Origin of the sequence: Stenotrophomonas sp. NPDC047960 (genome assembly GCF_043204395.1) — a bacterium.
GTDB lineage: Bacteria > Pseudomonadota > Gammaproteobacteria > Xanthomonadales > Xanthomonadaceae > Stenotrophomonas.
In genome coordinates this window covers 1-22,452 of sequence record NZ_JBIDBX010000003.1, presented here as the reverse complement: position 1 = coordinate 22,452, position 22,452 = coordinate 1, and the positions used below count along the sequence as shown (strand labels likewise).

Below are 22,452 nucleotides of genomic sequence, written 5' to 3'. Positions count from 1 at the left end.
ACCCTGAAAGCGGGCTGAAACATTGTTGGCCTGAATCGAAACTACTAGCGTCCGGGTTCGGACGGTTTCGCAGGGGAAAGCCGATCCGTCTTCCGGGTTCTGTCCACGCCGTCTCTCCACAGCGCCGGATCGAACCGACCTTTGCCGCCTAGACGGCTCCTCAAGACTTGAAGGGAATTCCGATGTCTCATGATCCGCAGCGTCTGCGTCAGCGTGCCCTGGTTGTGCTCGGTGGTTCGGTGCTTTCAACCCTGCTCCTGGCGGCCCCGGCATTCGCCGGTGACGTGCAGTTGAGTGGCCTGGCTTCAGCGCCGACCCACCAGCGTTTCATCGTCAAGTACAAGGACGGTGCCACCGACGTGGCCACCCCGAGCGCGCTGGCCAGTTCGCTCAAGGCCGCCGCACAGGCCGTTCCCGCAGCGCAGGGCCGCGCGCTGGGCCTGCAGAAGCTGCGCCAGCTGGCGATCGGCCCGACGGTGGTCAAGGCCGACCGCCCGTTGGATGCGGCCGAAGCGGAGCTGCTGATGCGGCGCCTGGCCGCCGACCCGAACGTGGAATATGTCGAAGTCGACCAGCTGATGCACGCCACCCTGGTACCCAACGACAGCCGCCTCTCCGAACAGTGGGGCTTCGGCACCAGCAATGCCTCGATCAATGTGCGCCCGGCATGGGACAAGGCTACCGGCACCGGCGTAGTGGTGGCGGTGATCGATACCGGCATCACCAACCATCCGGATCTGAACGCAAACATCCTGCCCGGTTATGACTTCATCAGCGATGCCGCGATGGCGCGCGATGGCGGTGGCCGCGACAACAATGCCAATGACGAAGGCGACTGGTATGCCGCCAACGAATGCGGTGCCGGTTACCCGGCGTCCAATTCGAGCTGGCACGGCACCCACGTGGCCGGCACCATCGCCGCGGTAACCAACAACAGCACCGGCGTGGCCGGCACCGCTTTCAACGCGAAGGTTGTTCCGGTGCGCGTACTGGGCAAGTGCGGCGGCTACACCTCCGACATCGCCGATGCGATCGTGTGGGCCTCCGGCGGCACCGTCAGCGGCGTGCCGGCCAATGCCAACCCGGCCGAAGTGATCAACATGTCGCTGGGTGGCGGCGGCAGCTGCTCGACCACCTACCAGAATGCGATCAACGGCGCGGTCTCGCGCGGCACCACCGTGGTGGTGGCAGCGGGCAACAGCAACACCAACGTGTCCTCGTCGGTGCCGGCCAACTGCGCCAACGTGATCGCGGTGGCCGCCACCACCTCGGCCGGCGCCCGCGCCAGCTTCTCCAACTACGGTGCCGGTATCGATGTCTCGGCGCCGGGCCAGGCGATCCTGTCCACGCTCAACACCGGCACCACCGTTCCGGGCGCCGCGTCCTACGCGTCCTACAACGGCACATCGATGGCGGCCCCGCACGTGGCCGGCGTTGTCGCGCTGGTGCAGTCGGTGGCGCCGACCGCGTTGTCGCCGGCGGCCATTGAAACGCTGCTCAAGAACACTGCACGGGCCCTGCCGGGCGCGTGCAGCGGCGGCTGCGGGGCCGGTATCGTCGATGCGGATGCGGCCGTCACCGCCGCGCTGGGCGGGACCAATCCGAACCCGGGCACCGGCACGCTGCAGAACAACGTGCCGGTTACGGGCCTCGGTGCCTCCAGCGGTGCATCGCTGGCCTATACGGTGGCCGTGCCGTCGGGCCGCTCGCAGTTGAAGGTGACCATCGCCGGTGGCAGCGGTGATGCAGATCTGTACGTGCGGTCGGGCAGCGCGCCTACCGATACCGTCTACACCTGCCGGCCGTACCTGAGCGGCAACAATGAAACCTGCACGATCAACGCCCCGGCCGCGGGGACCTGGTACGTCCGGGTGAAGGCCTATAGCACCTTCTCCGGCGTGACCCTGACCGCGCAGTATTGAGAAAAGGTCGCCCGACCAACGGTCGGGCGCTACCTGCGCATGAGGCGGTTACCGCCTCATGCGTCTTCGAACCGATTGGCGGCCACGTTCTTGCGCACGTGTTCCGGGTTCCAGATGCGACCGTTCATGGCGATGTACACGCCTGGCTGCAGCGACTGCACCGCGCCGATCGCACAGCCGATGTTGAACTCCGCGTCCGAGCCGCGGAAGCGTGCCGGGCTGAGTGCGCCGGTCATCACGATGGTCTTGTCGGGAATGCTTTTGAGCACCTGGCCGGTCTGCACCATCGAATCGGTGCCATGGGTAACCAGCACGTGGCGGGTCGGCTGTGCGGCGATGGTGGCGCGGATCAGTTCGCGGTCCTCGTCGGTGATGTGCAGTGAATCCTTGCGCAGGATCGGAATCACGTTGAAGCGGAAGGTCACGCCCAGCTCGCGCAGGATCATCCCGATCTGTGGATCGCCGATCTGGTAGTCCGACTTGTCGTCGAAGTAGATCTTGTCGATCGTGCCACCGGTGGTGATGATCAGTAGTTCTTCCATTGCAGGCTTCCTGGAGTGCGGGCGGTACCGCGCGGCAACCCCCGCGCTGGGTGCCCATGATACGGCTGCAGGCGCCGGCCCGCAGCCGGGCGCGTGACCCTCAACGCTTCGAAAAACGCCGGCGCAGGCCCGGCGCGCTGGATACTCCGATCACCGCCAGCGCCAGCAGCAGTTCCAGCCAGGCCCAGTGCGCGGTTTCCGGGTGGCTCCAGGCACTCATCACGCCGTGGCTGAACCAGAACAGGGCCAGCACGCCGGCCCAGAACATCGCCTTGCCGCGCCCGGTGAGTACGCCCAGCGCGAGCAGCAGCGGCGGAGCGGTGAAGACCAGCTGGCTGGCCAGCCAATGCCGGTCGTGCGCGAACCACACCGCGAACACCGTGGCCAGCCCCAGCAGCAGGGCCGCCAACGTCCACCTCTGCACGCGCGGGCTCATCCCAGCCGCCGTGCGATGTCGGCCACGCGCCGGCCCAGCGCGCGCGCCAGGATCGCCTCATCGTCGCTCGGTACCGGATTGTCGTCGGCACCGGCCACGTGGCTGGCGCCGTAGGGCGTACCGCCGGTGGTGGTATGGCTGAGCGCGGGCTCGGTGAAGGGAATGCCCACGATCAGGCAACCGTGGTGCAGCAGCGGCACCTGCATCGACAACAACGTGGATTCCTGCCCGCCGTGCAGCGACGCGGTGGAGGTGAACACTCCGGCCGGTTTGCCCGCCAGCGTGCCGTTGACCCACTCGGCGCCGAGCCCGTCAAGGAAATGCTTCACCGGCGCGGCCATGTTGCCGAAGCGGGTCGGGCTTCCCAGCAGCAGGCCGCTGCAGTCGGCCAGGTCCTCCACGCTCACGTAAGGCGCACCGTCATCAGGCACAGGCGGCCGTGCGGTCTGGGTGACCGCCGCCACCGGCGGTACGGTACGCAGCCGCGCGCTCATGCCGGGCACTTCGCCGACGCCACGCGCGATCTGGCGCGCCAGTCGCGCCACCGACCCGCCGCGGCTGTAATACAGCACCAGGATTTCCGCCATCTCGCTTCCGTCGTGATCAGTTGGCGTCCAGTATGGCATTGCCTCCACCCCGCTTCAGGTACGCTTGCCTGGATGGAACCTCTGGATACCCTCAACCTGTGGATGGAACGCGTGCGCGACCGCGCCCGCACCGCCAGCTTCGGTCGCTTCCTGTGGCGCCGCTTCCTCGACGACCGCCTGTTCCAGGCCGCCGCCTCGCTGGCCTACACCACCGTGTTCGCGCTGGTGCCGCTGGCGATCGTGGTGTTCGGCGTGCTCTCGGCGTTCCCGGTGTTCGACCGTTGGAGCGACACGCTCAGCGACTACGTGTTCTCCAACTTCGTGCCCAACGCCGCGCGCGCAGCCGAAGGCTACCTGCGCCAGTTCTCGGCCAGCGCCGGCCAGCTCACCGCCGCCGGCTTCATCGCCCTGGTGGTCTCACTGCTGATCACCCTGAACAGCGTGGAAGAAACCTTCAACCAGATCTGGCGGGTCAGCTCGACGCGGCCCAAGCTGACCCGATTCCTGGTGTACTGGACCGTGCTGACCCTGGGCGCGATGCTGGCGGCCGCGTCGCTGGCGGTCTCGGCCCGGGTGTTCGCGTTGCCGCTGTTCGGCACCAGTGAAGGCCGCCTGCTGGCCAATGCCTCGCTGACCCTGGCGCCGATCCTGATCGAGTTCGTCTGCATCATGCTGGTCTACCGGGTGGTCCCGCACCATACGGTGAAATGGCGGCATGCCATTCCCGGCGCGATCCTCGCCGCGGTGATGCTGGAGCTGGTGAAGTGGGGCATGGGCGCCTACCTGGGCAGCTTCCAGTCCTACCAGAAGCTCTATGGCACCGTTGCCTTCGTGCCGATCCTGCTGTTGTGGATCTACCTGTGCTGGGTGTCGGTGCTGCTGGGTGCGTCGCTGGCCTCGTCGATCGCCGCGTTCCGCTACCAGCCGGCCGAGCTGCGCCTGCCCACCGGGTATGAACTGTATGGGCTGCTGCGCCTGATCGGCCGCTTCCACCAGGCGCGCGCCGACGGGCGCGGGCTGGACGACGACGAGATCCTGCGGATGGAGCCGATGCTGACCGACTCACTGCTGCAGAGCATGCTGTGCGACCTGGAGGCAATCCGCGTGGTACGCCGCGACGAGCAGGGCGAATGGCTGCTGTCACGCGACCTGGACAAGCTCACCCTGGCCGACCTCTACGAATCCACGCAGCTGCGCATTCCGGTCAAGGAAGCTTATCTTCCCTGTCGCGACGACAGCCTTGGCTCCGCCTCGGTGGCGGCGCTGGATGCACTGCGGCTGCCCCTGCGTGAGCTGCTCAAGCGCCGCGTCAGCGATATCTATCCCCCGTCTGGAGACACCCCATGACCTTCAAGCCCCTGCTGCTGGCCGTCGGCCTGCTGGCCCTGGCCGGATGCAACAAGCCGGCACCGCAGCCGGCAGCGCCCGCGCCGGCCCCGGCCCCCGCGGCGGAGCCTGCGGCCCCGGCCGCCGCTGCCGCCACGCCGGACCTGGAGCGAAAGACTGCGGCCCAGCCGCGCCTGGTGCTTCCCGCCATCGACGGTACTACCTACGACCTGGCCGCGCATCGCGGCAAGTGGGTGGTGGTCAACTTCTGGGCAACCTGGTGCGCGCCGTGCCGCAAGGAAATGCCGGAGCTGTCGGCGCTGCATGCCATGCGCGAGGAGATCGAGGTGGTCGGCCTGGCGTATGAAGACATCGAGCTGGCGGAAATGAAGGCGTTCCTGCAGAAGCTGCCGGTGACCTATCCGATCGTGCTGGTGGACACCTACAACCCGCCGGAAGACTTCGCCATCCCGCGCGGCCTGCCGCTCACCTACCTGATTGCCCCGGATGGAAAAGTGGCAAAGGAATTCCTGGGCCCGGTGACGGCGGCGGACATTGAAAAAGAGATCGCGCTGAAAAAATGATCCGCAGTACCCGGCAACGGTGGGTACCTAGCGGTCTTCCGCCGCGAACGGCTGAATCGGCTTCAACACGCCGAAATGTTCCTCGTGCAGTTTGCCCTTCAGCGGCGGCAGGTCCGGGATGGGATCGTCCACCCCGGTATCCGGCAGCCGGTCCAGCAGGTCGCGGATCAAGGCGAGCCGCCCGCGCTTCTGGTCGTTGAAATCCACCAGCGTCCACGGCGCCTGCTCCCGGTGCGTCGCGCGCAGCATCGCCTCGCGCGCCTCCGTATAGGCGGTGTACTTGCTGCGTGACTCCAGGTCCACCGGCGACAGCTTCCAGCCCTTGAGCGGGTCCAAATGGCGCTCGGCAAAACGCTTTTCCTGCTGCGCCTGATCAACCGTGAGCCAGTACTTGAACAGCAGAATGCCATCGTCCACCAGCAGCTTCTCGAACACGGGTGCCTGGGCCAGGAAGGCGTCGTACTCGGTATCGCTGCAGTAGCCCATCACGCGTTCGACCCCGGCCCGGTTGTACCAGCTGCGGTCCATCAACACGATCTCGCCGGCGGCCGGCAGGTGCGACACATAGCGCTGGAAATACCACTGGGTGCTTTCGCGGTCGGTTGGCTTGGGCAGCGCCACCACCCTGCACTGGCGGGGGTTGAGGTGTTCGGCGATGGCCTGGATGGCGCCGCCCTTGCCGGCGGTATCGCGGCCTTCGAACAGCACCAGCACGCGCTGCCCGGTGTGCTGGGCCCAGCGCGCCATCGCGGTGAGTTCGAGCTGCATCGGTTCGAGCAGTGCCTGGTACGCCTTGCGCTTGAGCTTGCCCATCGGTGCGGGATTCCGGCTGACAGAAGAAGCCCGAGCCTAGCGCAGTGCGGGGTCAGCCCGTGTGTGCGTCCTGCCAGCCGTGCAATCGCGCCATTGCCTGCACCTCGGCACTGAAGTCGCGCGCGAACCCGGCCATGTCGAACAGGCTGCTGTCCGAACGCCGCTGGGCCAGGGTGGTCCGCAGCGCTGCCAGTGCCGCCGGGTCGTTGCCCAGCGCGATTGCGGTATCCACGAACGCGCGGTCATCGGCGACGTTCATCGCCGGCAGTCCCAGGTGGTGGTTGAGCGACCCGGCCACGCGCGACGCGAATGTCGCGCCCGGGCAGGTCAACACCGGGCAGCCGGCCCACAGCGCATCGGAAGCGGTGGTGTGCGCGTTGTACGGGTGCGTGTCCAGGAACAGGTCCGCAAGCGGGTAGCGCGCCAGATAGGTCGGGTGCGGCAGCTTGGGCATGAACACCAGCCGTGCGGGGTCCAGCCCCGCGTCGCGCGCGGCGGTGCGCAGCCGCGCATCGGCATTGCCGGGCCCGGACAGCAGCCACAGCACGCTGCCCGGTACGCCCTGCAGCACTGCGAACGCGCGGCGCATGCTGCGCGGGTTGAGCTTGTAGCTGTTGTTGAAACAGCAGAACACCACCCCCTGCGCAGGCAGGCCACAGGCATCGCGGCCCGGCGCAGGTTCCAGCATGCGGGTGTTGTCCGAGGGCTGGAACGCGCGGGGCAGGTGCCGGACCTGTTCGCTGAAAGCCGGTTCCATCGCGGAAGGCAGTACGTAACCATCGGCCAATACGTAGTCCATCCACGGCGCGCCCGAGGTGCCTGGATAGGCCAGCCAGTTCACCTGTACCGGGGCAGGGCGCATCGCCAGTACCGCCGGCGTGCCGCCGCCGCCCCAGCCGCGCAGGTCGAACAGCACATCGATGCCGGCCTCGCGGATGCGTGCGGCGATCACCGCGTGCGGCAGGGGCGAGACGTCGTGCAGTGCGGTGGCAGCGGCCTGCAGGCGCGCGCGGATCGCGCTGCCGTCATCGGCATTGAGGGCGAACAGATGCAGCTCCAGCGCGCCCAGCGCGTGCAGCTGCTCGAACAGCGCCACGGTCAGCAGTCCGGTCGGGTGCGCGCCGAAGCCATTGGAAAGGAAACCTACGCGCAGCGGCCCCTTGCGGCGCACCTGCGCGGCCGGCAGCGCCCGCACGCCCTCGGCAATGCCTGCGGCGCGCTGCCGTGCACATGCCAACTGCTCGGCGGCGCTGGCGTCTTCGCTGAGGAAGGCGAACGGCTCGACCACCGCCACGCCCTGCGCCACGGCCTGGCGGACCTGCTGGGACAGCGGCTCCAGCCCGCGCCAGTCGCACAGCCGGCGTTGCCAGTTGAGGAGCTGCGCGGTGATGTAAGGCTCGCCGGGCAGCAGCTGATGCGCATGGCGGTAGGCATCGGCAGCGGCTTCGGGCTGGCCGGCGTCCTCCAGAGCGTGGCCCAGCCACAGCGCGATGCCAGGATGCTCCGGGACCTGGTTGGCGGCCTGGCGCAGCAGGGCGGCGGCCTCCCCATGGCGGCCCTGCATCCAGCGCGTGCGGCCCAGCCGGGCCAGCGCTTCGGGGTGGCCGGGGCGCAGCTGCAGCGCGCGCGAGGCTGCGTGGTCGCCCGCAGCGACATCACCGACTTCAAGCTCCGCGTCGGCCAGCATCACCCAGGCGATGAAATCCTGGGGCTGGCGCTGCACGGCGCTGCGCAGCTGCTCGCGCTGCGGGTCCATGCTCACGCGCCAGCGGACAGCTGGGCCAGTTCATCGGCCTGGTGTTCGTGGATCAGCCGTTCCACCAGCGTATCCAGCTCACCGGCGATGATGTTGGGCAGGTCGTACAGGGTCAGCCCTTCCACGCGGTGATCGGTAATGCGGCCCTGCGGAAAGCTGTAGGTGCGGATGCGCTGGCTGCGGTCGCCGCTGCCGACCTGCAGCCGGCGGCTTTCCGCGGTGGCGGCCGCCTGCCGGTTGCGCTCGGCATCGAGCAGCTGCGCCTTCAGGCGCTTCATCGCCTTGTCGCGGTTGGCGTGCTGGCTGCGCTCGGTCTGGCATTCCACCACCACGCCGCTCGGCACGTGGGTGATGCGGATGGCCGATTCGGTCTTGTTGACGTGCTGGCCACCGGCGCCGGACGAGCGGAACGTATCCACCCGCAGGTCGGCCGGGTTGATGACGATCTCGTCGACCTCGTCGGCTTCGGGAATGATCGCCACGGTGGCCGCCGAGGTGTGGATGCGCCCCTGCGACTCGGTCGCCGGCACGCGCTGCACGCGGTGCGTGCCGGATTCGAACTTGAGCTTGGAATAGGCGCCGCGGCCCACCACGCGCGCCACGATTTCCTTGTAGCCACCGTGCTCGCCGGGGCTGTCCGATTCGACCTCGACCTTCCAGCCCTGGCGTTCGGCGTACCGCGCGTACATGCGGAACAGGTCACCGGCGAAGATCGCCGCCTCGTCGCCACCGGTCCCGGCGCGCACTTCCAGGAACAGGTTGCCGTCATCGCGCGGATCGCGCGGCACCAGCAGCAGGGCCAGCTCATGGTCGAGCTGCTGCAGGCGCGCCTGCGCGGCGGTGATTTCCTCCTCGGCCAGCTCACGCAGGTCCGGGTCGGCACGCATTGCTTCAGCGGCGGCCAGATCGGCCAACGCCCGCGCTTCCTCGTCCAGTGCGGCGGCGATCGGCTGCAGTTGGGCGAACTCACGCGAAAAATTGCGGAAGCGCTCGTTGCCGCTGACCACGGCCGGGTCGGCCAGCAGGCGTTCAAGTTCTTCGCGGCGCTCGGCCAGCGCTTCCAGCTTACGGCGCAGGGTCGGCGTCATCGTTGCTCACGGCAGGGTGGTGGTAGCCCGGCTTGGCCGGGAACAGGCGCTCGGCGGCGCGGGTCAGTTCAGTATCGCCGCTGAGCGCGGCTGCACGCAGCGCGGCGGTCGGCGGGTGCAGCAGGCGGTTGGTCAGGCCATGGGCGAGCAGCTCCAGCACCTCCTCCGGCGTCTTGCCGTGGGCCAGCTGCTGGCGCGCCTTGCCCAGCATTTCCTGCCGCGTGGCCTCGCCATAGGCGCGCAGCTGGCGCAGCGGCGCCTGGTGCGCGTTGGCCTGCAGGGTCTCGACGAACCGCGACACCTGCAGCTCGATGATGGCTTCGGCTTCGGCGGCCGCCTCGCGCCGGCTGCGCCGGTTGTCTTCGACCGCGCGCTCCAGGTCGTCCACGGTGTACAGGAATGCATCCTGCAGTTCGCCGACCCCGGTTTCGATATCGCGTGGTACTGCCAGGTCGAACAGCAGCATCGGCTTGTGTCTTCGCGAGCGCAGCGCGGCCGCGATATGTGCCGTGGTGATGACCGGCTCGCGCGCGGCGGTCGCCGAAAACACCACGTCGGCTTCACCCAGGTGGCGTTCCAGCTCGGTCAGCGGCAGCGCCACGCCACCATGGCGGGTGGCCAGTTCCTGTGCATGGGCCAGGGTGCGGTTGGCGATCAGCAGCCTCCGTACGCGGCCTTCACTGAGGTGGCGGGCGGCCAGTTCGATGGTTTCGCCAGCGCCGACCAGCAACACGGTGGAGTCTTCCAGCCGCGCGAACGAGTTCTGCGCCAGGCGGACCGCCGTGGAGGCGACCGAGATCGGGTTGGCGCCCACGCGGGTGTCGGTACGCGCGCGCTTGGCCACCGAAAAGGTCTGCTGGAACAGGCGGTCCAGGCGCTGGCCGAGCAGGCCATGATCGCGCGCAGTCGCCCACGCATCCTTCACCTGGCCCAGGATCTGCGGCTCGCCCAGCACCATCGAGTCCAGCCCGGTGGCGACCCGGAACAGGTGGCGCACCGCATCGGCATCGGCATGCTGGTACAGATACCCCTGCAGCTGCCCGGCGTGCGACTCCAGCCACTGTGCCAGCGCCTCGCCCGAATCGGCCACGGCATACAGCTCCGTGCGGTTGCAGGTGGACAGCAGCACCGCCTCGGCCACCTGCGGGGTGTCGCGCAGCGACGCCAACGCCTGGGGCAGGGCGTCGCCGCCAAAGGACGCGCGTTCGCGCAGTTCCACTGGCGCGGTCTGGTGATTCAGTCCGAGCACCCACAGGGTCATTGTTCAGTTGCTTGCGATAAGCTGCTGGCCATTCAAGTCGCCATTTTAAGGCCAGAAGCCCCCGATGCCCGCATTGATTCGCATCTCCAGCGTTCTGCTGCTGTCCCTGTTCACCGCCAACGCCCTGGCGGCAGCCCCGGCGGCCCCCCCTGACAAGGCCGGAATGGCCCAGCCGGCGTCGCTGACCCCGGTGATGGCCGGGGAGTTCGCACTGCAGGCCGGCAAGCTCGCCGAAGCCGCGCGCTGGTACCTGGAGGCCGCCGAGGCGGGCCGCGACGACGCCGGCCTGGCCGAGCGCGCCACCCGGATCGCCATGCTCGCCGACGATGACAAGCGCGCCACCCGCGCGTTGGCCCTGTGGGAGAAGCGTGCGCCCCGTTCGCTGGCCATGCGCAGCGCCGCCGCCGCGCTGGACCTGCGCAAGGGTGATGTGAAGGGCGCGCGGACCGAGCTGGGCACCCTGCTGCGCGACCCGGACCCGCGCGGCTGGAAGTTCGCGCTGGCCGCGCTGGCCGGTGGGGGCCGCGACCCGGCCGCTGCCGCCGATGTGCTGGGCCGGCTGGTCGACGACAACGCCATCCCCAACCAGCTCGAGCCCTGGCAGGAATTTGGGCGACTGGCCATGCGCATGGACCGGCCCGAACTGGCCCGGCGCATGGTCGATGAAGTGGTGCGCCGCTTCCCCGGTGAGCCGCGCGTGGCGCTGCTCAATGCCAGCCTGATGTTCCAGGCCGGCAAGACCGACGACGCCTTGGCCGCGCTGCGTTCGGTGGAACCGCGCACCGCGCAGGACCCGGAGCTGCGCAATGCCGTGGCCATCGCCTACGACGCCATGGGCGATGCGAAATCGGCCGAGCGCGTGCTCGCGGTCGGTCCGCAGAACGTGCAGACCTGGGGCATGCGCGCCTCGCTGCTGGCCAAGCAGAAGGACGACGCGGCGCTGCTGGCGCTGTACACCGCCCTGTCGAAGCAGGCGACCAAGCCGGACCCGGCCCAGCGCCTGCTGCTGGGCAAGATCGCCGAGTACCTCAAGCGCCATGCCGAAGCAGTGGACTGGTACCTCAGCGTGCCGGGCGGCGAAGAGCGCGCCGAAGCCCGCCTGCGCGCGGCCAGTGCCCAGTACGAACTGGGCCAGACCGACAAGGCCTTCGCCGGCGTCCATGCCATCCAGTCCGACGCCATGATCGATGATGAAGCGCGGCGCGACGCCTACCTGCTCGAGGCCGAACTGCGCCAGCGGGGCAACGACCTGCCGGGTGAGCTGGACGCGCTGGCCCGGGGCCTGGCCGCCTACCCGGACGAGAACGCGCTGCTGTATGCCCGCGCGCTGGCCTGGGAGCGCCGCGATGATGTGCCGCGCGCCGAAGCGGACCTGCGCAAGATCCTGGTGACCGAACCGGAGAACGTGGCCGCGCTCAACGCCCTGGGCTATACCCTGGCCGACCGCACCGCCCGCTACCAGGAGGCGCTGGAGCTGATCGACCGCGCCCGCGTGGCCGAGCCGGACAACGCCGCCATCGTCGACAGCTACGGCTGGGTGCTGTATCGCCTGGGCCGCAATGAAGAAGCACTGGTGCAGCTGCGTCGCGCCTGGACGCTGGCCAAGGATCCTGAGATCGCCGCGCATGTGGGCGAGGTGCTGTGGGTGCTTGGCCGCAAGGACGAGGCCCGCCGCTTCTTCGATGAAGCACGCAAGCTGGACCCGGAAAACCGTGCGCTGCAGCGCGTGATCGAGAAATACGGCGTATGAACCTGATTCCCATGAAGGCCGCCTTCGCGGCGGTCCTGGCCGTGTCGTTGTCGGCCTGCGTGTCGCTGGACACGCGCAAGGCCCCGGCCGCCCCCGCTGTGGTGACCACCGTGAGCGCCGAGGCGCAGCAGGCCGAGGCTGCGCGAGTAGACGCGCTGCGCGCGCAGCCGGCGTGGTCGTTCCAGGGTCGGGTCGCGGTCAACAAAGGGAGCAACGGCGGCAGTGGTCGCATCGACTGGCAGCAGCAGGCGCGCCAGTACGTGGTGTCGCTGAGCGCGCCGGTCACCCGGCAGAGCTGGACCCTGAGCGGCGACAGCCAGAACCGCAGCGGGCGGCTGGACGGTGTGGAAGGTGGCCCGCGCCAGGGCGAGGATGCGCAGCAGGTGCTGCTGGAGGCCACCGGCTGGGATATTCCGGTCAACCAGTTGCCGGACTGGGTGCGCGGCCTGGTCGCCGAAGGGTCGACCGCGGCCGAGCAGATCGATCGCGATGCCGAAGGCCGGCCGCGCAGGGTCCGCCAGATGGGCTGGGATATCCACTTCCTGGACTGGTACCCGGCCGAAGGCGATCGCCCGGTGCTGCCGCGGCGGATCGAGGCGGTCAATGGCGACGCCAAGGTGCGCCTGCTGGTCGACGGCTGGGTGCTGGGCAGCCCATGAGCGCGTTGGACCTGAACGGCAGTGGGCCGTGGTTTCCGGCCCCGGCCAAGCTGAACCTGTTCCTGCACATCACCGGCCGCCGCGCTGATGGCTACCACGAACTGCAGAGCGTGTTCCGGCTGCTGGACTGGGGCGACCGGGTTCGGCTTCAGGTGCGTGAAGACGGCCAGGTGCGTCGTATGGGGCCCTCCGTGCCCGGCGTGGAAGAGGCCGATGATCTCGCCGTGCGCGCTGCCGTTCTCCTGAAAAAGCATTGTAACGTCGCCCAAGGTGTGCATATCACCGTCGAAAAGCGCATTCCAGCGGGCGGCGGTTTTGGCGGTGGGTCTTCCGATGCCGCGACGGTCCTGGTGGCGTTGAACGCGCTCTGGAAAACGGGGCTGGACGAAGACACGCTGGCCGGACTGGGCCTGCAGCTGGGCGCGGACGTGCCGGTCTTCGTGCGCGGACGCAATGCCTGGGCCGAAGGGGTGGGGGAGCAGCTGACCCCGCTGGCCCTGCCGCCGGCCTGGTATGTGATTGCCGACCCCGGCGTCCATGTGCCCACCGCTGCACTTTTCGCCAGTTCCGATTTGACGCGCGACGCCCCAGTAGCGAAAATAGCGGACTTCGCTTCCGGGTCTTTGCTCGGGAATGCGTTCGAGCCGGTGCTGCGCCGTCGCGAACCTGCCGTCGAGGCAGTGCTCATCGCGTTGGACAGGATCGGCCGGGCACGACTCACCGGGTCGGGAAGCGGTTGTTTCGTCGAGTTCGCCACGCGCGCTGCTGCAGAGCAGGGCCTGGCGCGGTTGCCGAAGGAACTGCGGGCATGGGTGGCTGCGGGCGTGGAGCGCTCGCCACTGCTTGATGTACTCGAGCGTTATTGATTTTTGATGCAGGGGCGTCGCCAAGAGGCCCAAGGCACCAGGTTTTGATCCTGGCATTCGGAGGTTCGAATCCTCCCGCCCCTGCCACTTGCGGACGCCAACCGCGTTCCATGCGCATGCTGCGCGGACACGGTTGAACGGCCGCGGTGTTGTCACCGCAGACGTCCCCGGGCGCCGGCGGCAGAGTTCTCCGCCAATCGCTCCCGCCCGAGACCGTCATGATGCAAGATCACCCGAACCTGCTGGTATTTTCCGGCAACGCCAACAAGCGCCTTGCCCAGAGCATCTGCAAGGAACTGGGGGTGCGACCGGGCAAGGCATTGGTTTCGCGCTTCTCCGATGGTGAAGTGCAGGTCGAAATCGAAGAGAACGTCCGCAAGCAGGACGTCTTCGTGATCCAGCCGACCTGCGCCCCCAGCGCCGAGAATCTGATGGAGCTGCTGGTCCTGATCGATGCGCTCAAGCGCGCCTCGGTCAACAGCGTCACCGCCGTGGTGCCGTACTTCGGTTACTCGCGCCAGGATCGCCGCATGCGCTCCTCGCGCGTGCCGATCACCGCCAAGGTGGCCGCCAAGATGTTCAGCGCCGTTGGCGCCGACCGTGTCCTGACGGTGGACCTGCATGCCGACCAGATCCAGGGGTTCTTCGACATGCCGGTGGACAACGTGTATGCCTCGCCGCTGCTGCTCGCCGATATCTGGCGCGCCTACGGCACCGAAAACCTGATCGTGGTGTCCCCGGACGTGGGCGGGGTGGTGCGCGCCCGCGCCGTCGCCAAGCGCCTGGACGATGCCGATCTGGCGATCATCGACAAGCGCCGCCCGCGCGCCAACGTCTCTACCGTGATGAACATCATCGGTGACGTCGAAGGCAAGACCTGCGTGATGGTCGATGACATCGTCGACACCGCCGGCACCCTGTGTGCGGCCGCCGCCGCGCTGAAGGCGCGTGGCGCCCTCAAGGTGGCCGCGTACTGCACCCACGCCGTGCTCTCGGGCCCGGCGGTGGACAACATCAACAACTCCCAGCTCGATGAGCTGGTGGTGACCGATACCATCCCGCTGCGTGAAGAAGCGCGCGTGTGCAGCAAGATCCGCCAGCTCAGCGTGGCGGAGATGCTGGCCGAAACGATGCGCCGCATCGCCTTCGGCGAGTCGGTCAGCTCGCTGTACGTGGACTGATTCGTTTTTCCTGGCCGCCGGCGACGGCAGCCAGGGCCCCGGGGACGTCTGGTCGCGGACGTGCCCTTCATCGCCAAGCCATTCCGGCAAGGCAACAACTGGTAGAAGTAAAATGTCGAAGACCCATGAAATCAAGGTCACCAAGCGTGAACTGCAGCGTAAGGGTGCGAGCCGCCGCCTGCGTCACGCCGGTGTGATCCCGGCCATCGTGTACGGTGGCAACGCCGAACCGGTCGCCATCAGCCTGGACCACAACGCTACCTGGCTTGCCCAGCAGAACGAGTGGTTCTACTCGTCGATCCTGGACCTGAACCTGGATGGCAAGATCACCAAGGTCCTGCTGCGTGACATGCAGCGCCACCCGCACAAGCAGCTGATCATGCACCTGGATTTCCTGCGCGTGGATGAGAACCAGACCCTGACCGCGTCGGTGCCGCTGCACTTCCTCAACGAAGACACCTCGCCGGCCGGCAAGGCTGCCGACGTCGTGGTCACCCACGAACTGAAGGAAGTCACCGTCAGCTGCCTGCCGAAGGATCTGCCGGAGTCGATCGACGTCGACCTGGGTGAGCTCAAGGCCGGTGACGTGGTGTACCTGTCCAACATCAAGCTGCCGAAGGGCGTCGAGATCGTTGCCCTGGCCCAGGGCAAGGACCACGACGACGCCATCGTCACTGCCAAGCACGGCAAGGGCGAAGCCGCCGACGAAGAAGTGGCTGCTGCAGAGTAAGTGATTGCGGCGCCTGCCCTTCTGGGCAGGCGCCGTTTCTGCATGTACCGGCACACCGCCGGTAGCGATGAAGAAGAGCGATGACAGGATTGCGATTGATCGTTGGCCTGGGTAACCCCGGACCCGAGCACGCCCAGACCCGGCACAATGCCGGGTTTCGTTTCATTGACGCCCTGGTCGCCCAGGCCGGCGCGCGCTGGAGCGTGGACAGCAAGCTGTTCGGCGAGACCGCCAGGGTCGACATTGCCGGGCAACCGGTGTGGCTGCTCAAGCCTGCCACCTTCATGAATCTCAGCGGCAAGTCGGTCACCGCCGCCCAGCGCTTCTGGAAGATCGAGCCTGAAGAAACCCTGCTGGCGCATGACGAACTGGACCTGCCGCCCGGCGTGGCCCGGCTCAAGTTCGACGGTGGCCACGGCGGCCAGAACGGCCTGCGCGACACCATCCGCCTGCTCGGCCATGGAAAGTTCCACCGCCTGCGCATCGGCATCGGCCATCCTGGCCACAAGGACCGCGTGGTGCCGTGGGTGCTCGGCCGCGCAAGCAAGGACGATGACGTGCTGATCGGGCATGCCATCGACGACGCCATCGACGTACTGCCGCTGGCCGTGCGTGGCGATTACAGTGAGGCGATGAAGCGCCTGCACACCCCGAAATAACAGAGGCTGTCAAAGATGGGTATCAAATGCGGCATCGTCGGCCTGCCCAACGTCGGCAAATCGACCCTGTTCAACGCGCTGACCAAGGCGGGCATCGCCGCGGCCAACTTCCCGTTCTGCACCATCGAGCCGAACGTCGGCATCGTGCCCGTGCCGGATCCGCGGCTGAACGAACTGGCGGCGATCATCAACCCGCAGAAGGTCATTCCAACCGCCGTGGAGTTCGTCGACATCGCCGGCCTGGTTGCCGGTGCCGCCAGCGGTGAAGGCCTGGGCAACAAGTTCCTGGCCCACATCCGCGAAGTGGATGCGATCACCCACGTGGTGCGCTGCTTTGAAAACGCCGACGTCATCCACGTCAACAACAAGGTTGACCCGCTGTCGGACATCGACACCATCGACACCGAGCTGGCCCTGGCCGACCTGGACAGCGTCGAGAAGGCGCTGAACCGCGCCGAGCGTGCGGCCAAGGGCGGCGACAAGGACGCGGCCGCGCGCAAGCCGGTGCTGGCCAAGCTGCAGGCTGCCCTGGCCGACGGCAAGGCCGGCCGCAGCGCCGGCCTGGACGAGGAAGAGAAAGCCCTGGTCCGCGACCTGTTCCTGCTCACCCTCAAGCCGGTGATGTACATTGCCAACGTGCTGGAAGACGGCTTCGAGAACAACCCGCACCTGGACGCCGTGCGCGCCCGTGCCGCCGCCGAAGGCGCGCAGGTGGTGCCGGTTTCGGCCGCCATCGAAGAAGAGCTCTCGCAGCTGGACGACGAAGACCGCGACACCTTCCTGGCCGACCTCGGCCTGACCGAGCCGGGCCTCAACCGCGTCATCAACGCCGCCTACAGTCTGCTCGGTCTGCAGACCTACTTCACCGCCGGCGTGAAGGAAGTCCGTGCCTGGACCGTACGCAAGGGCGCCACCGCCCCGCAGGCAGCCGCCGTGATCCACACCGACTTCGAGAAAGGCTTCATCCGCGCCGAAACCATCGCGTATGACGACTTCATCAAGTACAAGGGCGAAGCCGGCGCCAAGGAAGCCGGTCGCCTGCGCCTGGAAGGCAAGGAATACCGCGTCCAGGAAGGCGACATCCTGCATTTCCGCTTCAACGTCTGACCGGTCGGGCGGACCGTTGGTCCGCCGCCCGCCATCGCAGACGCCCCGCCCCGTGCGGGGCGTCTGCATTTCAGCCTGGACAATAATTCACCACGGCCTGAAACCCTTCCAGCGCAGTGTTCAGCCGGGTTGTCCACAGCAAATTCCCATGGCTTTCCACGTCCTGTGTGGAAAACCCGCGCATCGACTGGACAAAAATTCACCACCCTGCAGAACCGTTGCAGCGCGTGGCTCAGACAGGGTTGTCCACAGCAAACCCCCATCGCTTTCCACGCACGGTGTGGAAAAGTAGAACAACTACAGCGCGGTGCCGCCAAACTTGTGCGTGTACTGCAGGTTCAACTGCCTCCCCACCGTGTCAAACCACGACACGTCGTAATACGGGTACGAGGTGTACGTCGCATCCTTCGGCGGCATCTTGTTGAACATGTTCACCACCGACAGCGACAACCGCGAATGGTCGTCGAAGCGGTACTGCACCGACAGGTTGTAGCGGTAGGTCGCCTTGATCCACGGGCTGGCGCCGCTCTCCCAGTCGAAGCTCTGGTCGTAGCTGTCGAAACTCGGCAGCCTGCCCAGGCGCTGGCCGTACAGCGTGGCCGACCACGCCGCGTTCTCCCAGGTCAGGCTTGCGCTGGTCTTGGTGCGTGGAATATCGAAGCCACTGTTGACCGCGAACTGGTCTTCCACCACGTCCCCGGCGAACTGCTGGAAATCATGGCGCTGCACCCACGTGTGATTACCGCTCAGGATGAAATCACCCACGCCGGTGGTCAGGCGGTAGCGCAGGCCCACATCGATGCCGCGGGTGGTCTCGCGTGCGATGTTGATCGGGCTCACGTGCACCCCGTACAGGCGCCCATCGCTGGTGCGGTTGACCCGGTTGAGCGCATCCACGCAGGTCGGCGAGGCCGCATCGGCCTCGCCCAGGCGGCAGGCCGCCTCGTCGCGCAGGATCGTGCTCACGTCCATGTCCTGCACCTGGTCGCGCATGTCGATGTCGAACCAGTCCACCGACAGGTCCAGGCCCATTGCAGGCGACCACACCAGTCCGGCGCTCCAGGAGGTGCTGGTTTCCGGATGCAGCTGGCGGTTGCCCTCGCGGGTGCGGATCAGGTTTTCCTCGTAATCCGAGCAGTCGTCCGCGCCGTCCACCGCGCACGCGTAATAGTCGTTCGCGCTGGTTTCATCGTTGCCCGGGCCGGCATACACATAATGCAGGTCCGGCGCGCGGAACGCGGTGCCGTATGAGCCGCGCACCAGCAGCGAGTCGATCGGGCGCCACTCGATGCCGCCGCTCCAGGTCGCCTTGCCGATGGTGTTGCCCGAATAGCGGTACTGGTCGAAGCGGCCGGCCACGCTCACATTGAGCGTGTCATGCAATGGCAGGCGCAGCTCCGCCGCGGTGGCCCAGCGGTTGCGGCTGCCATGGCCGTCCGAATCCTTCCAGCTGTAGTAGTAGTACTGCGTGGCCAGCGGATCGGGATTGAGCGCGTAGGACTGGTTGCCGAACTCGGCGGTGGCCGCAAAGCCGGCCTTGCCGCCGGGCAGTTCGAACAGTTCGCCGTTGGTCAGGGTCAGCGCAGCGGTATCGGTGCGCGATTTCGGCCTGTAGGTGGTGCGCGCGGCGATCGAATCGTACTCGGCGCGGGTCAGCGGCCGGTACAGGCGCGCCGGGTCGGCGTTGTAGATCGGGAGGCCATCGTCGTCCTCGCCCAGCTGTGGGCCCAGGAACAGGTCGTTGGCCTTGGCCGCGATGATCTGCGGCCAGCGGATCGACGACTGGTACTGCGAGTGGCTCAGCGAAGCATCGTAATCCCAGGCCGCGCCCAGCGAGCCCTTGAACCCCGTGGTGACGCTGAAGGTCTTCTGGGTGCTGCGGATCATCCCGTTGCGCAGCCCGCCCATTTCCTCGGGCGAGAACTGGCGCTGCCAGAACTCCACCTGATCGGTGGCCTGGTTGTGGAAGTAGCCGTCCTCGTTGCCATCCGGCGCCATCAGCCCCCACTGGGTCACATCGCGCATCAACGCGATGTCGTGGTAGCCCAGCTGCACGTCGGCAAACCACTCCGCGCCGTTCTCGAAGCCATAGCGCAGCGATGCATAGCCGTTGGCGCCGCGGCGCTCGCTGAGGATCGTGCCGTAGCCGATCGAACGGTCACTGCCGCAGTAGAAGCCATAGCGTGCGCGCTCGGCGTAGTAGGTGCTGCCCTGGTTCTGGCTGGCCAGTGCATCGCAGGTGGCCAGGCCCGGATCCAGGTAATCGTCGTTGTAATCCGTGCGCAGGTACGCGCGGCGCGCGGCGCGCGCGCTTTCGGTGGGGGCGTCGAGGGTGGAATCCTGCTGGGCGCGCTCATGGGCCCACAGCGGGGTCTGCGACTGGAGCTCCAAGCTGTATACCGCGCTGAACTGGCCCGCATCGAAGCCGCTGGCCATGCTCATGTCGAACGACTCGCCACCGCCCTCGCTGGTGGTGCCCAGGCGCACATCCACCGTGGTGCCATCGACCTGCTTCTTCAGGATGAAATTCACCACGCCGGCAATCGCGTCCGAGCCGTAGATGGCGGACGCGCTGCCGGTCAGCACTTCGATCCGGTCGATCATGCCCAGCGGGATGTTGGAGACGTCGGTGAAGTTGCTGCGGCCCTGGAACGGCATCGGGAAATCGGCGATGCGCCGGCCATTGACCAGCACCAGCGTGTGGTTGGGCCCCAGTCCGCGCAGGTCGACCTGCTGCGCACCCGGCGAGAAGTCAGCGCCGCTGGCCGATTGCTGGCTCTGCGTCTCACCGCCGTTCTGGGTCATCGAACGCAGTACGTCCGGCACGCTGGTGAAGCCGCTGGCCTGGATCTGCCCGGCAGTGATCACCGTGACCGGGGCGGGGCCCTCGACCTGGGCGCGCGGAATGCGCGAGCCGGTCACCTGCACCGTATCCAGCTGCTGCACCCCGGGCGCCGGAGCCTGTGCCGCTGCCGTTGCGCCCACACCCATCAACGCCAGCTGGATCGACCACGCCATCGCCTGTTTACGCATGAGAATTCTCAAGAAGAAAGTAGGCCTCGAGGGAGGCCGCGACCCCCATTCACATTTGGTGAACGGACGGCGCGCATTTAACGCCTTTTTTACGTCCGCCGCCAGCGGGCGCGCTCCAGGCCTGCGGGTATCGACCGACGGTCGATGCCTACCAGATATCCGGCCAGCGGGTAGGTGCCGACCGTTGGTCGGCACGGCGGGGTGTGTCCGGCATGATGGACGCGCCACCCACACCCCGGTCAGCGCCATGCCCTGTCGACACGCCCTGCTGCTTTCTCTGCTCCTGCTCAGCCCACCCGCCCTGGCCGCCGAGCCGGTGCTCGTCCTCCACGGCGGCGCAGGGGTGCAGCGCAAGGATCTGTCGCCGGCCGAGGAAAAGGCGGCGCGCGCGGCGCTGCGCCAGGCGCTCATCCAGGGTCACCAGGTGCTGGCCGCCGGCAGGCCGGCACTCGACGCGGTCACCGCCGCCATCACCGTGCTGGAAGACGATCCCACCTTCAACGCCGGCAAGGGCGCGGTGTTCACCCATGACGGGCGCAACGAGCTGGATGCCGCGTTGATGGATGGCGCCACCCTCAAGGCCGGTGCGGTGGCCGGCGTGCAGCGCGTGCGCAACCCGATCCTGCTGGCCGAGGCGGTGATGCAGCACTCTCCGCACGTGATGATGGTGGGCGAGGGCGCCGAAACCTTCGCGGCCAGCCGGGGCATCCCCCTGGTCGATCCGTCGTACTTCCGTACCGAAAAGCGCTGGCAGCAGCTGCAGAGGGCCCTGAAGGAAGAGGCCGGCGGCCAGGCGCATGCCGATTTCGAAACCGCACGCCACTTCGGCACCGTCGGCGCGGTGGCGCTGGACCGCCAGGGCCACCTGGCGGCCGGCACCTCCACCGGCGGCATGACCAACAAGCGCTACGGGCGCGTGGGTGATGCACCGATCATCGGCGCTGGCACCTACGCCAATGCCACCTGTGCCGTGTCCGGCACCGGTTGGGGCGAGTACTACATCCGCACGGCGGCCGCGCACGACATCTGCGCGCGCATGCAGTACCTCAAGCAGGGCCCGGAAGAGGCCGGGCGCGAGGTGATCAACACGCGCATTCCCGCGCTTGGCGGCGATGGCGGTGCGATCGTGCTGGGCGCCGATGGTCGTGCTGCCACGCCGTTCAACACGCAGGGCATGTACCGCGGCTGGATTGGTGCCGATGGCGTGCCGCACGTGGCGATCTTCGCGGACGAAACGCTGACGCTTCCCGGCCAGTAGCCCGCATTGCGGGGGCAATTTGCGATTGATGTGAAAAAGTTCAAAAAGGTTGTTGACAGAACCCGCATTCACCCCCAAAATTCACGGCTCTTCCACCCCACACCGAAAACGCTTCGGCGCCACGGGACAGGGTGGTAAGGAGGGATACCCAAGCGGCCAACGGGGGCAGACTGTAAATCTGCTGGCTTACGCCTTCGGTGGTTCGAATCCACCTCCCTCCACCAGTTTCATGCAGTTTCAGGTTGTGGCAAGAGCTTCCTATGCGGGAGTAGTTCAATGGTAGAACCTCAGCCTTCCAAGCTGATGGTGCGGGTTCGATCCCCGTCTCCCGCTCCATTGAATGGATTTGAATATATTCAAATTCGTGCCATAATTCAAAACTCGCTCACGTAGCTCAGTCGGTAGAGCACCTCCTTGGTAAGGAGGAGGTCGAAGGTTCGATTCCTTTCGTGAGCACCATCCAAGCGCCACCATTCAGACGATTTCGAGATAAGCAGCCATGGCCAAGGGTAAGTTCGAGCGCACCAAGCCGCACGTCAACGTCGGCACCATCGGTCACGTCGACCACGGCAAGACCACGCTGACCGCCGCACTGACCAAGATCGGTGCCGAGCGCTTCGGTGGCGAGTTCAAGGATTACTCCGCGATCGACGCCGCGCCGGAAGAAAAGGCCCGTGGCATCACGATCTCGACCGCACACGTCGAATACGAATCCACCACCCGTCACTACGCCCACGTCGATTGCCCGGGCCATGCTGACTACGTCAAGAACATGATCACCGGTGCCGCCCAGATGGACGGCGCGATCCTGGTCTGTTCGGCTGCTGACGGCCCGATGCCGCAGACCCGCGAGCACATCCTGCTGTCGCGTCAGGTCGGCGTGCCGTACATCGT

20 protein-coding genes and 4 tRNA genes are annotated in these 22,452 nt (G+C 67.2%); 16 read left to right on the top strand and 8 right to left on the bottom strand.

Features of this window, described 5'->3' with window-relative positions; translation table 11 throughout:
• The first annotated feature begins 182 nt into the window (after positions 1 to 182).
• Positions 183 to 1,922, top strand: coding sequence for a S8 family peptidase (locus ACGFZ3_RS08100; protein ID WP_392918961.1), 1,740 nt, complete (start codon positions 183 to 185; stop codon positions 1,920 to 1,922).
• 56 nt (positions 1,923 to 1,978) lie between these two features.
• On the opposite strand, the gene ACGFZ3_RS08095 is transcribed toward ACGFZ3_RS08100, so the two are convergent.
• The 3 genes from ACGFZ3_RS08095 to wrbA form a co-directional block, all read right to left on the bottom strand.
• The gene (locus ACGFZ3_RS08095; protein WP_282247164.1) at positions 1,979 to 2,464 is read right to left on the bottom strand and encodes an asparaginase domain-containing protein; all 486 of its coding nucleotides are present in this window, start codon (positions 2,462 to 2,464) and stop codon (positions 1,979 to 1,981) included.
• A 100-nt stretch (positions 2,465 to 2,564) separates the two neighbouring features.
• Positions 2,565 to 2,900, bottom strand: a complete 336-nt coding sequence (locus ACGFZ3_RS08090) for a DUF2069 domain-containing protein (protein WP_392918958.1) — start codon at positions 2,898 to 2,900, stop codon at positions 2,565 to 2,567.
• Complete coding sequence (gene wrbA, locus ACGFZ3_RS08085) at positions 2,897 to 3,487, bottom strand: NAD(P)H:quinone oxidoreductase (RefSeq protein WP_392918955.1); 591 nt, start codon at positions 3,485 to 3,487, stop codon at positions 2,897 to 2,899. Before wrbA ends, ACGFZ3_RS08090 begins: the two co-directional genes overlap by 4 nt.
• A 72-nt stretch (positions 3,488 to 3,559) precedes the next feature.
• Between wrbA and ACGFZ3_RS08080 the strand changes: the two genes are divergently transcribed.
• Entirely contained in the window at positions 3,560 to 4,834 is a 1,275-nt protein-coding gene (locus ACGFZ3_RS08080) for a YihY family inner membrane protein (protein WP_392918953.1), read from the top strand.
• Positions 4,831 to 5,397, top strand: coding sequence for a TlpA family protein disulfide reductase (locus tag ACGFZ3_RS08075; RefSeq protein ID WP_392918950.1), 567 nt, complete (start codon positions 4,831 to 4,833; stop codon positions 5,395 to 5,397). Before ACGFZ3_RS08080 ends, ACGFZ3_RS08075 begins: the two co-directional genes overlap by 4 nt.
• A 27-nt stretch (positions 5,398 to 5,424) precedes the next feature.
• Here ACGFZ3_RS08075 and ppk2 read toward each other — a convergent pair whose 3' ends face one another.
• Genes ppk2 through hemA form a run of 4 tightly spaced genes read right to left on the bottom strand, consistent with a single transcriptional unit; the run spans position 5,425 to position 10,315 of the window.
• A complete protein-coding gene (ppk2, locus tag ACGFZ3_RS08070; RefSeq protein WP_392918947.1) occupies positions 5,425 to 6,210 on the bottom strand; it encodes a polyphosphate kinase 2 in 786 nt (261 codons plus the stop codon).
• A 52-nt stretch (positions 6,211 to 6,262) separates the two neighbouring features.
• Positions 6,263 to 7,972: a tetratricopeptide repeat protein gene (locus tag ACGFZ3_RS08065; protein WP_392918945.1), complete on the bottom strand. Its 1,710-nt coding sequence runs from the start codon at positions 7,970 to 7,972 to the stop codon at positions 6,263 to 6,265.
• Positions 7,969 to 9,054, bottom strand: a complete 1,086-nt coding sequence (prfA, locus tag ACGFZ3_RS08060) for a peptide chain release factor 1 (protein WP_392918942.1) — start codon at positions 9,052 to 9,054, stop codon at positions 7,969 to 7,971. The genes ACGFZ3_RS08065 and prfA overlap by 4 nt, the downstream gene beginning before the upstream one ends.
• Positions 9,032 to 10,315 (bottom strand): glutamyl-tRNA reductase, encoded by a 1,284-nt coding sequence (gene hemA / locus ACGFZ3_RS08055; protein WP_392918940.1) that lies wholly within the window; start codon positions 10,313 to 10,315, stop codon positions 9,032 to 9,034. Before hemA ends, prfA begins: the two co-directional genes overlap by 23 nt.
• 64 nt (positions 10,316 to 10,379) lie before the next feature.
• Here hemA and ACGFZ3_RS08050 point away from each other — a divergent pair, with 64 nt between their 5' ends.
• The 8 genes from ACGFZ3_RS08050 to ychF all read left to right on the top strand — a co-directional run bounded on the left by ACGFZ3_RS08050 (position 10,380) and on the right by ychF (position 17,267).
• On the top strand, positions 10,380 to 12,065 hold the full coding sequence (locus ACGFZ3_RS08050) for a tetratricopeptide repeat protein (RefSeq protein ID WP_392918938.1): 1,686 nt from the start codon (positions 10,380 to 10,382) through the stop codon (positions 12,063 to 12,065).
• Positions 12,062 to 12,724: a lipoprotein insertase outer membrane protein LolB gene (gene lolB, locus ACGFZ3_RS08045; RefSeq protein ID WP_392918936.1), complete on the top strand. Its 663-nt coding sequence runs from the start codon at positions 12,062 to 12,064 to the stop codon at positions 12,722 to 12,724. The genes ACGFZ3_RS08050 and lolB overlap by 4 nt, the downstream gene beginning before the upstream one ends.
• Positions 12,721 to 13,590 carry a 4-(cytidine 5'-diphospho)-2-C-methyl-D-erythritol kinase gene (ispE, locus tag ACGFZ3_RS08040; protein ID WP_392918934.1) on the top strand — a complete coding sequence of 290 codons (870 nt, stop codon included), beginning with the start codon at positions 12,721 to 12,723 and terminating at the stop codon, positions 13,588 to 13,590. Before lolB ends, ispE begins: the two co-directional genes overlap by 4 nt.
• A 10-nt stretch (positions 13,591 to 13,600) precedes the next feature.
• A tRNA-Gln gene (locus tag ACGFZ3_RS08035) sits at positions 13,601 to 13,677 on the top strand.
• Between the two features lie 134 nt (positions 13,678 to 13,811).
• Complete coding sequence (locus ACGFZ3_RS08030) at positions 13,812 to 14,771, top strand: ribose-phosphate diphosphokinase (RefSeq protein ID WP_038692467.1); 960 nt, start codon at positions 13,812 to 13,814, stop codon at positions 14,769 to 14,771.
• A gap of 112 nt (positions 14,772 to 14,883) precedes the next feature.
• Positions 14,884 to 15,501, top strand: a complete 618-nt coding sequence (locus ACGFZ3_RS08025; RefSeq protein WP_392918931.1) for a 50S ribosomal protein L25/general stress protein Ctc — start codon at positions 14,884 to 14,886, stop codon at positions 15,499 to 15,501.
• Between the two features lie 80 nt (positions 15,502 to 15,581).
• Complete coding sequence (gene pth, locus ACGFZ3_RS08020) at positions 15,582 to 16,160, top strand: aminoacyl-tRNA hydrolase (RefSeq protein ID WP_392918929.1); 579 nt, start codon at positions 15,582 to 15,584, stop codon at positions 16,158 to 16,160.
• Positions 16,161 to 16,175: 15 nt separating this feature from the next.
• Positions 16,176 to 17,267, top strand: a complete 1,092-nt coding sequence (gene ychF, locus ACGFZ3_RS08015; protein WP_392918926.1) for a redox-regulated ATPase YchF — start codon at positions 16,176 to 16,178, stop codon at positions 17,265 to 17,267.
• A 297-nt stretch (positions 17,268 to 17,564) separates the two neighbouring features.
• Here ychF and ACGFZ3_RS08010 read toward each other — a convergent pair whose 3' ends face one another.
• On the bottom strand, positions 17,565 to 20,300 hold the full coding sequence (locus ACGFZ3_RS08010; RefSeq protein ID WP_392918923.1) for a TonB-dependent receptor plug domain-containing protein: 2,736 nt from the start codon (positions 20,298 to 20,300) through the stop codon (positions 17,565 to 17,567).
• A 247-nt stretch (positions 20,301 to 20,547) separates the two neighbouring features.
• On the opposite strand from ACGFZ3_RS08010, the gene ACGFZ3_RS08005 reads away from it, so the two are divergent.
• The 5 genes from ACGFZ3_RS08005 to ACGFZ3_RS07985 all read left to right on the top strand — a co-directional run.
• Positions 20,548 to 21,558, top strand: a complete 1,011-nt coding sequence (locus tag ACGFZ3_RS08005; protein WP_392918920.1) for an isoaspartyl peptidase/L-asparaginase family protein — start codon at positions 20,548 to 20,550, stop codon at positions 21,556 to 21,558.
• Positions 21,559 to 21,696: 138 nt separating this feature from the next.
• Positions 21,697 to 21,782, top strand: a tRNA-Tyr gene (locus ACGFZ3_RS08000).
• Between the two features lie 38 nt (positions 21,783 to 21,820).
• Positions 21,821 to 21,894 (top strand) — tRNA-Gly (locus tag ACGFZ3_RS07995).
• A 47-nt stretch (positions 21,895 to 21,941) separates the two neighbouring features.
• A tRNA-Thr gene (locus tag ACGFZ3_RS07990) sits at positions 21,942 to 22,017 on the top strand.
• 40 nt (positions 22,018 to 22,057) lie between these two features.
• Positions 22,058 to 22,452: GTP-binding protein (locus ACGFZ3_RS07985; RefSeq protein ID WP_392918917.1), on the top strand; the 395-nt coding region annotated here is incomplete at its 3' end.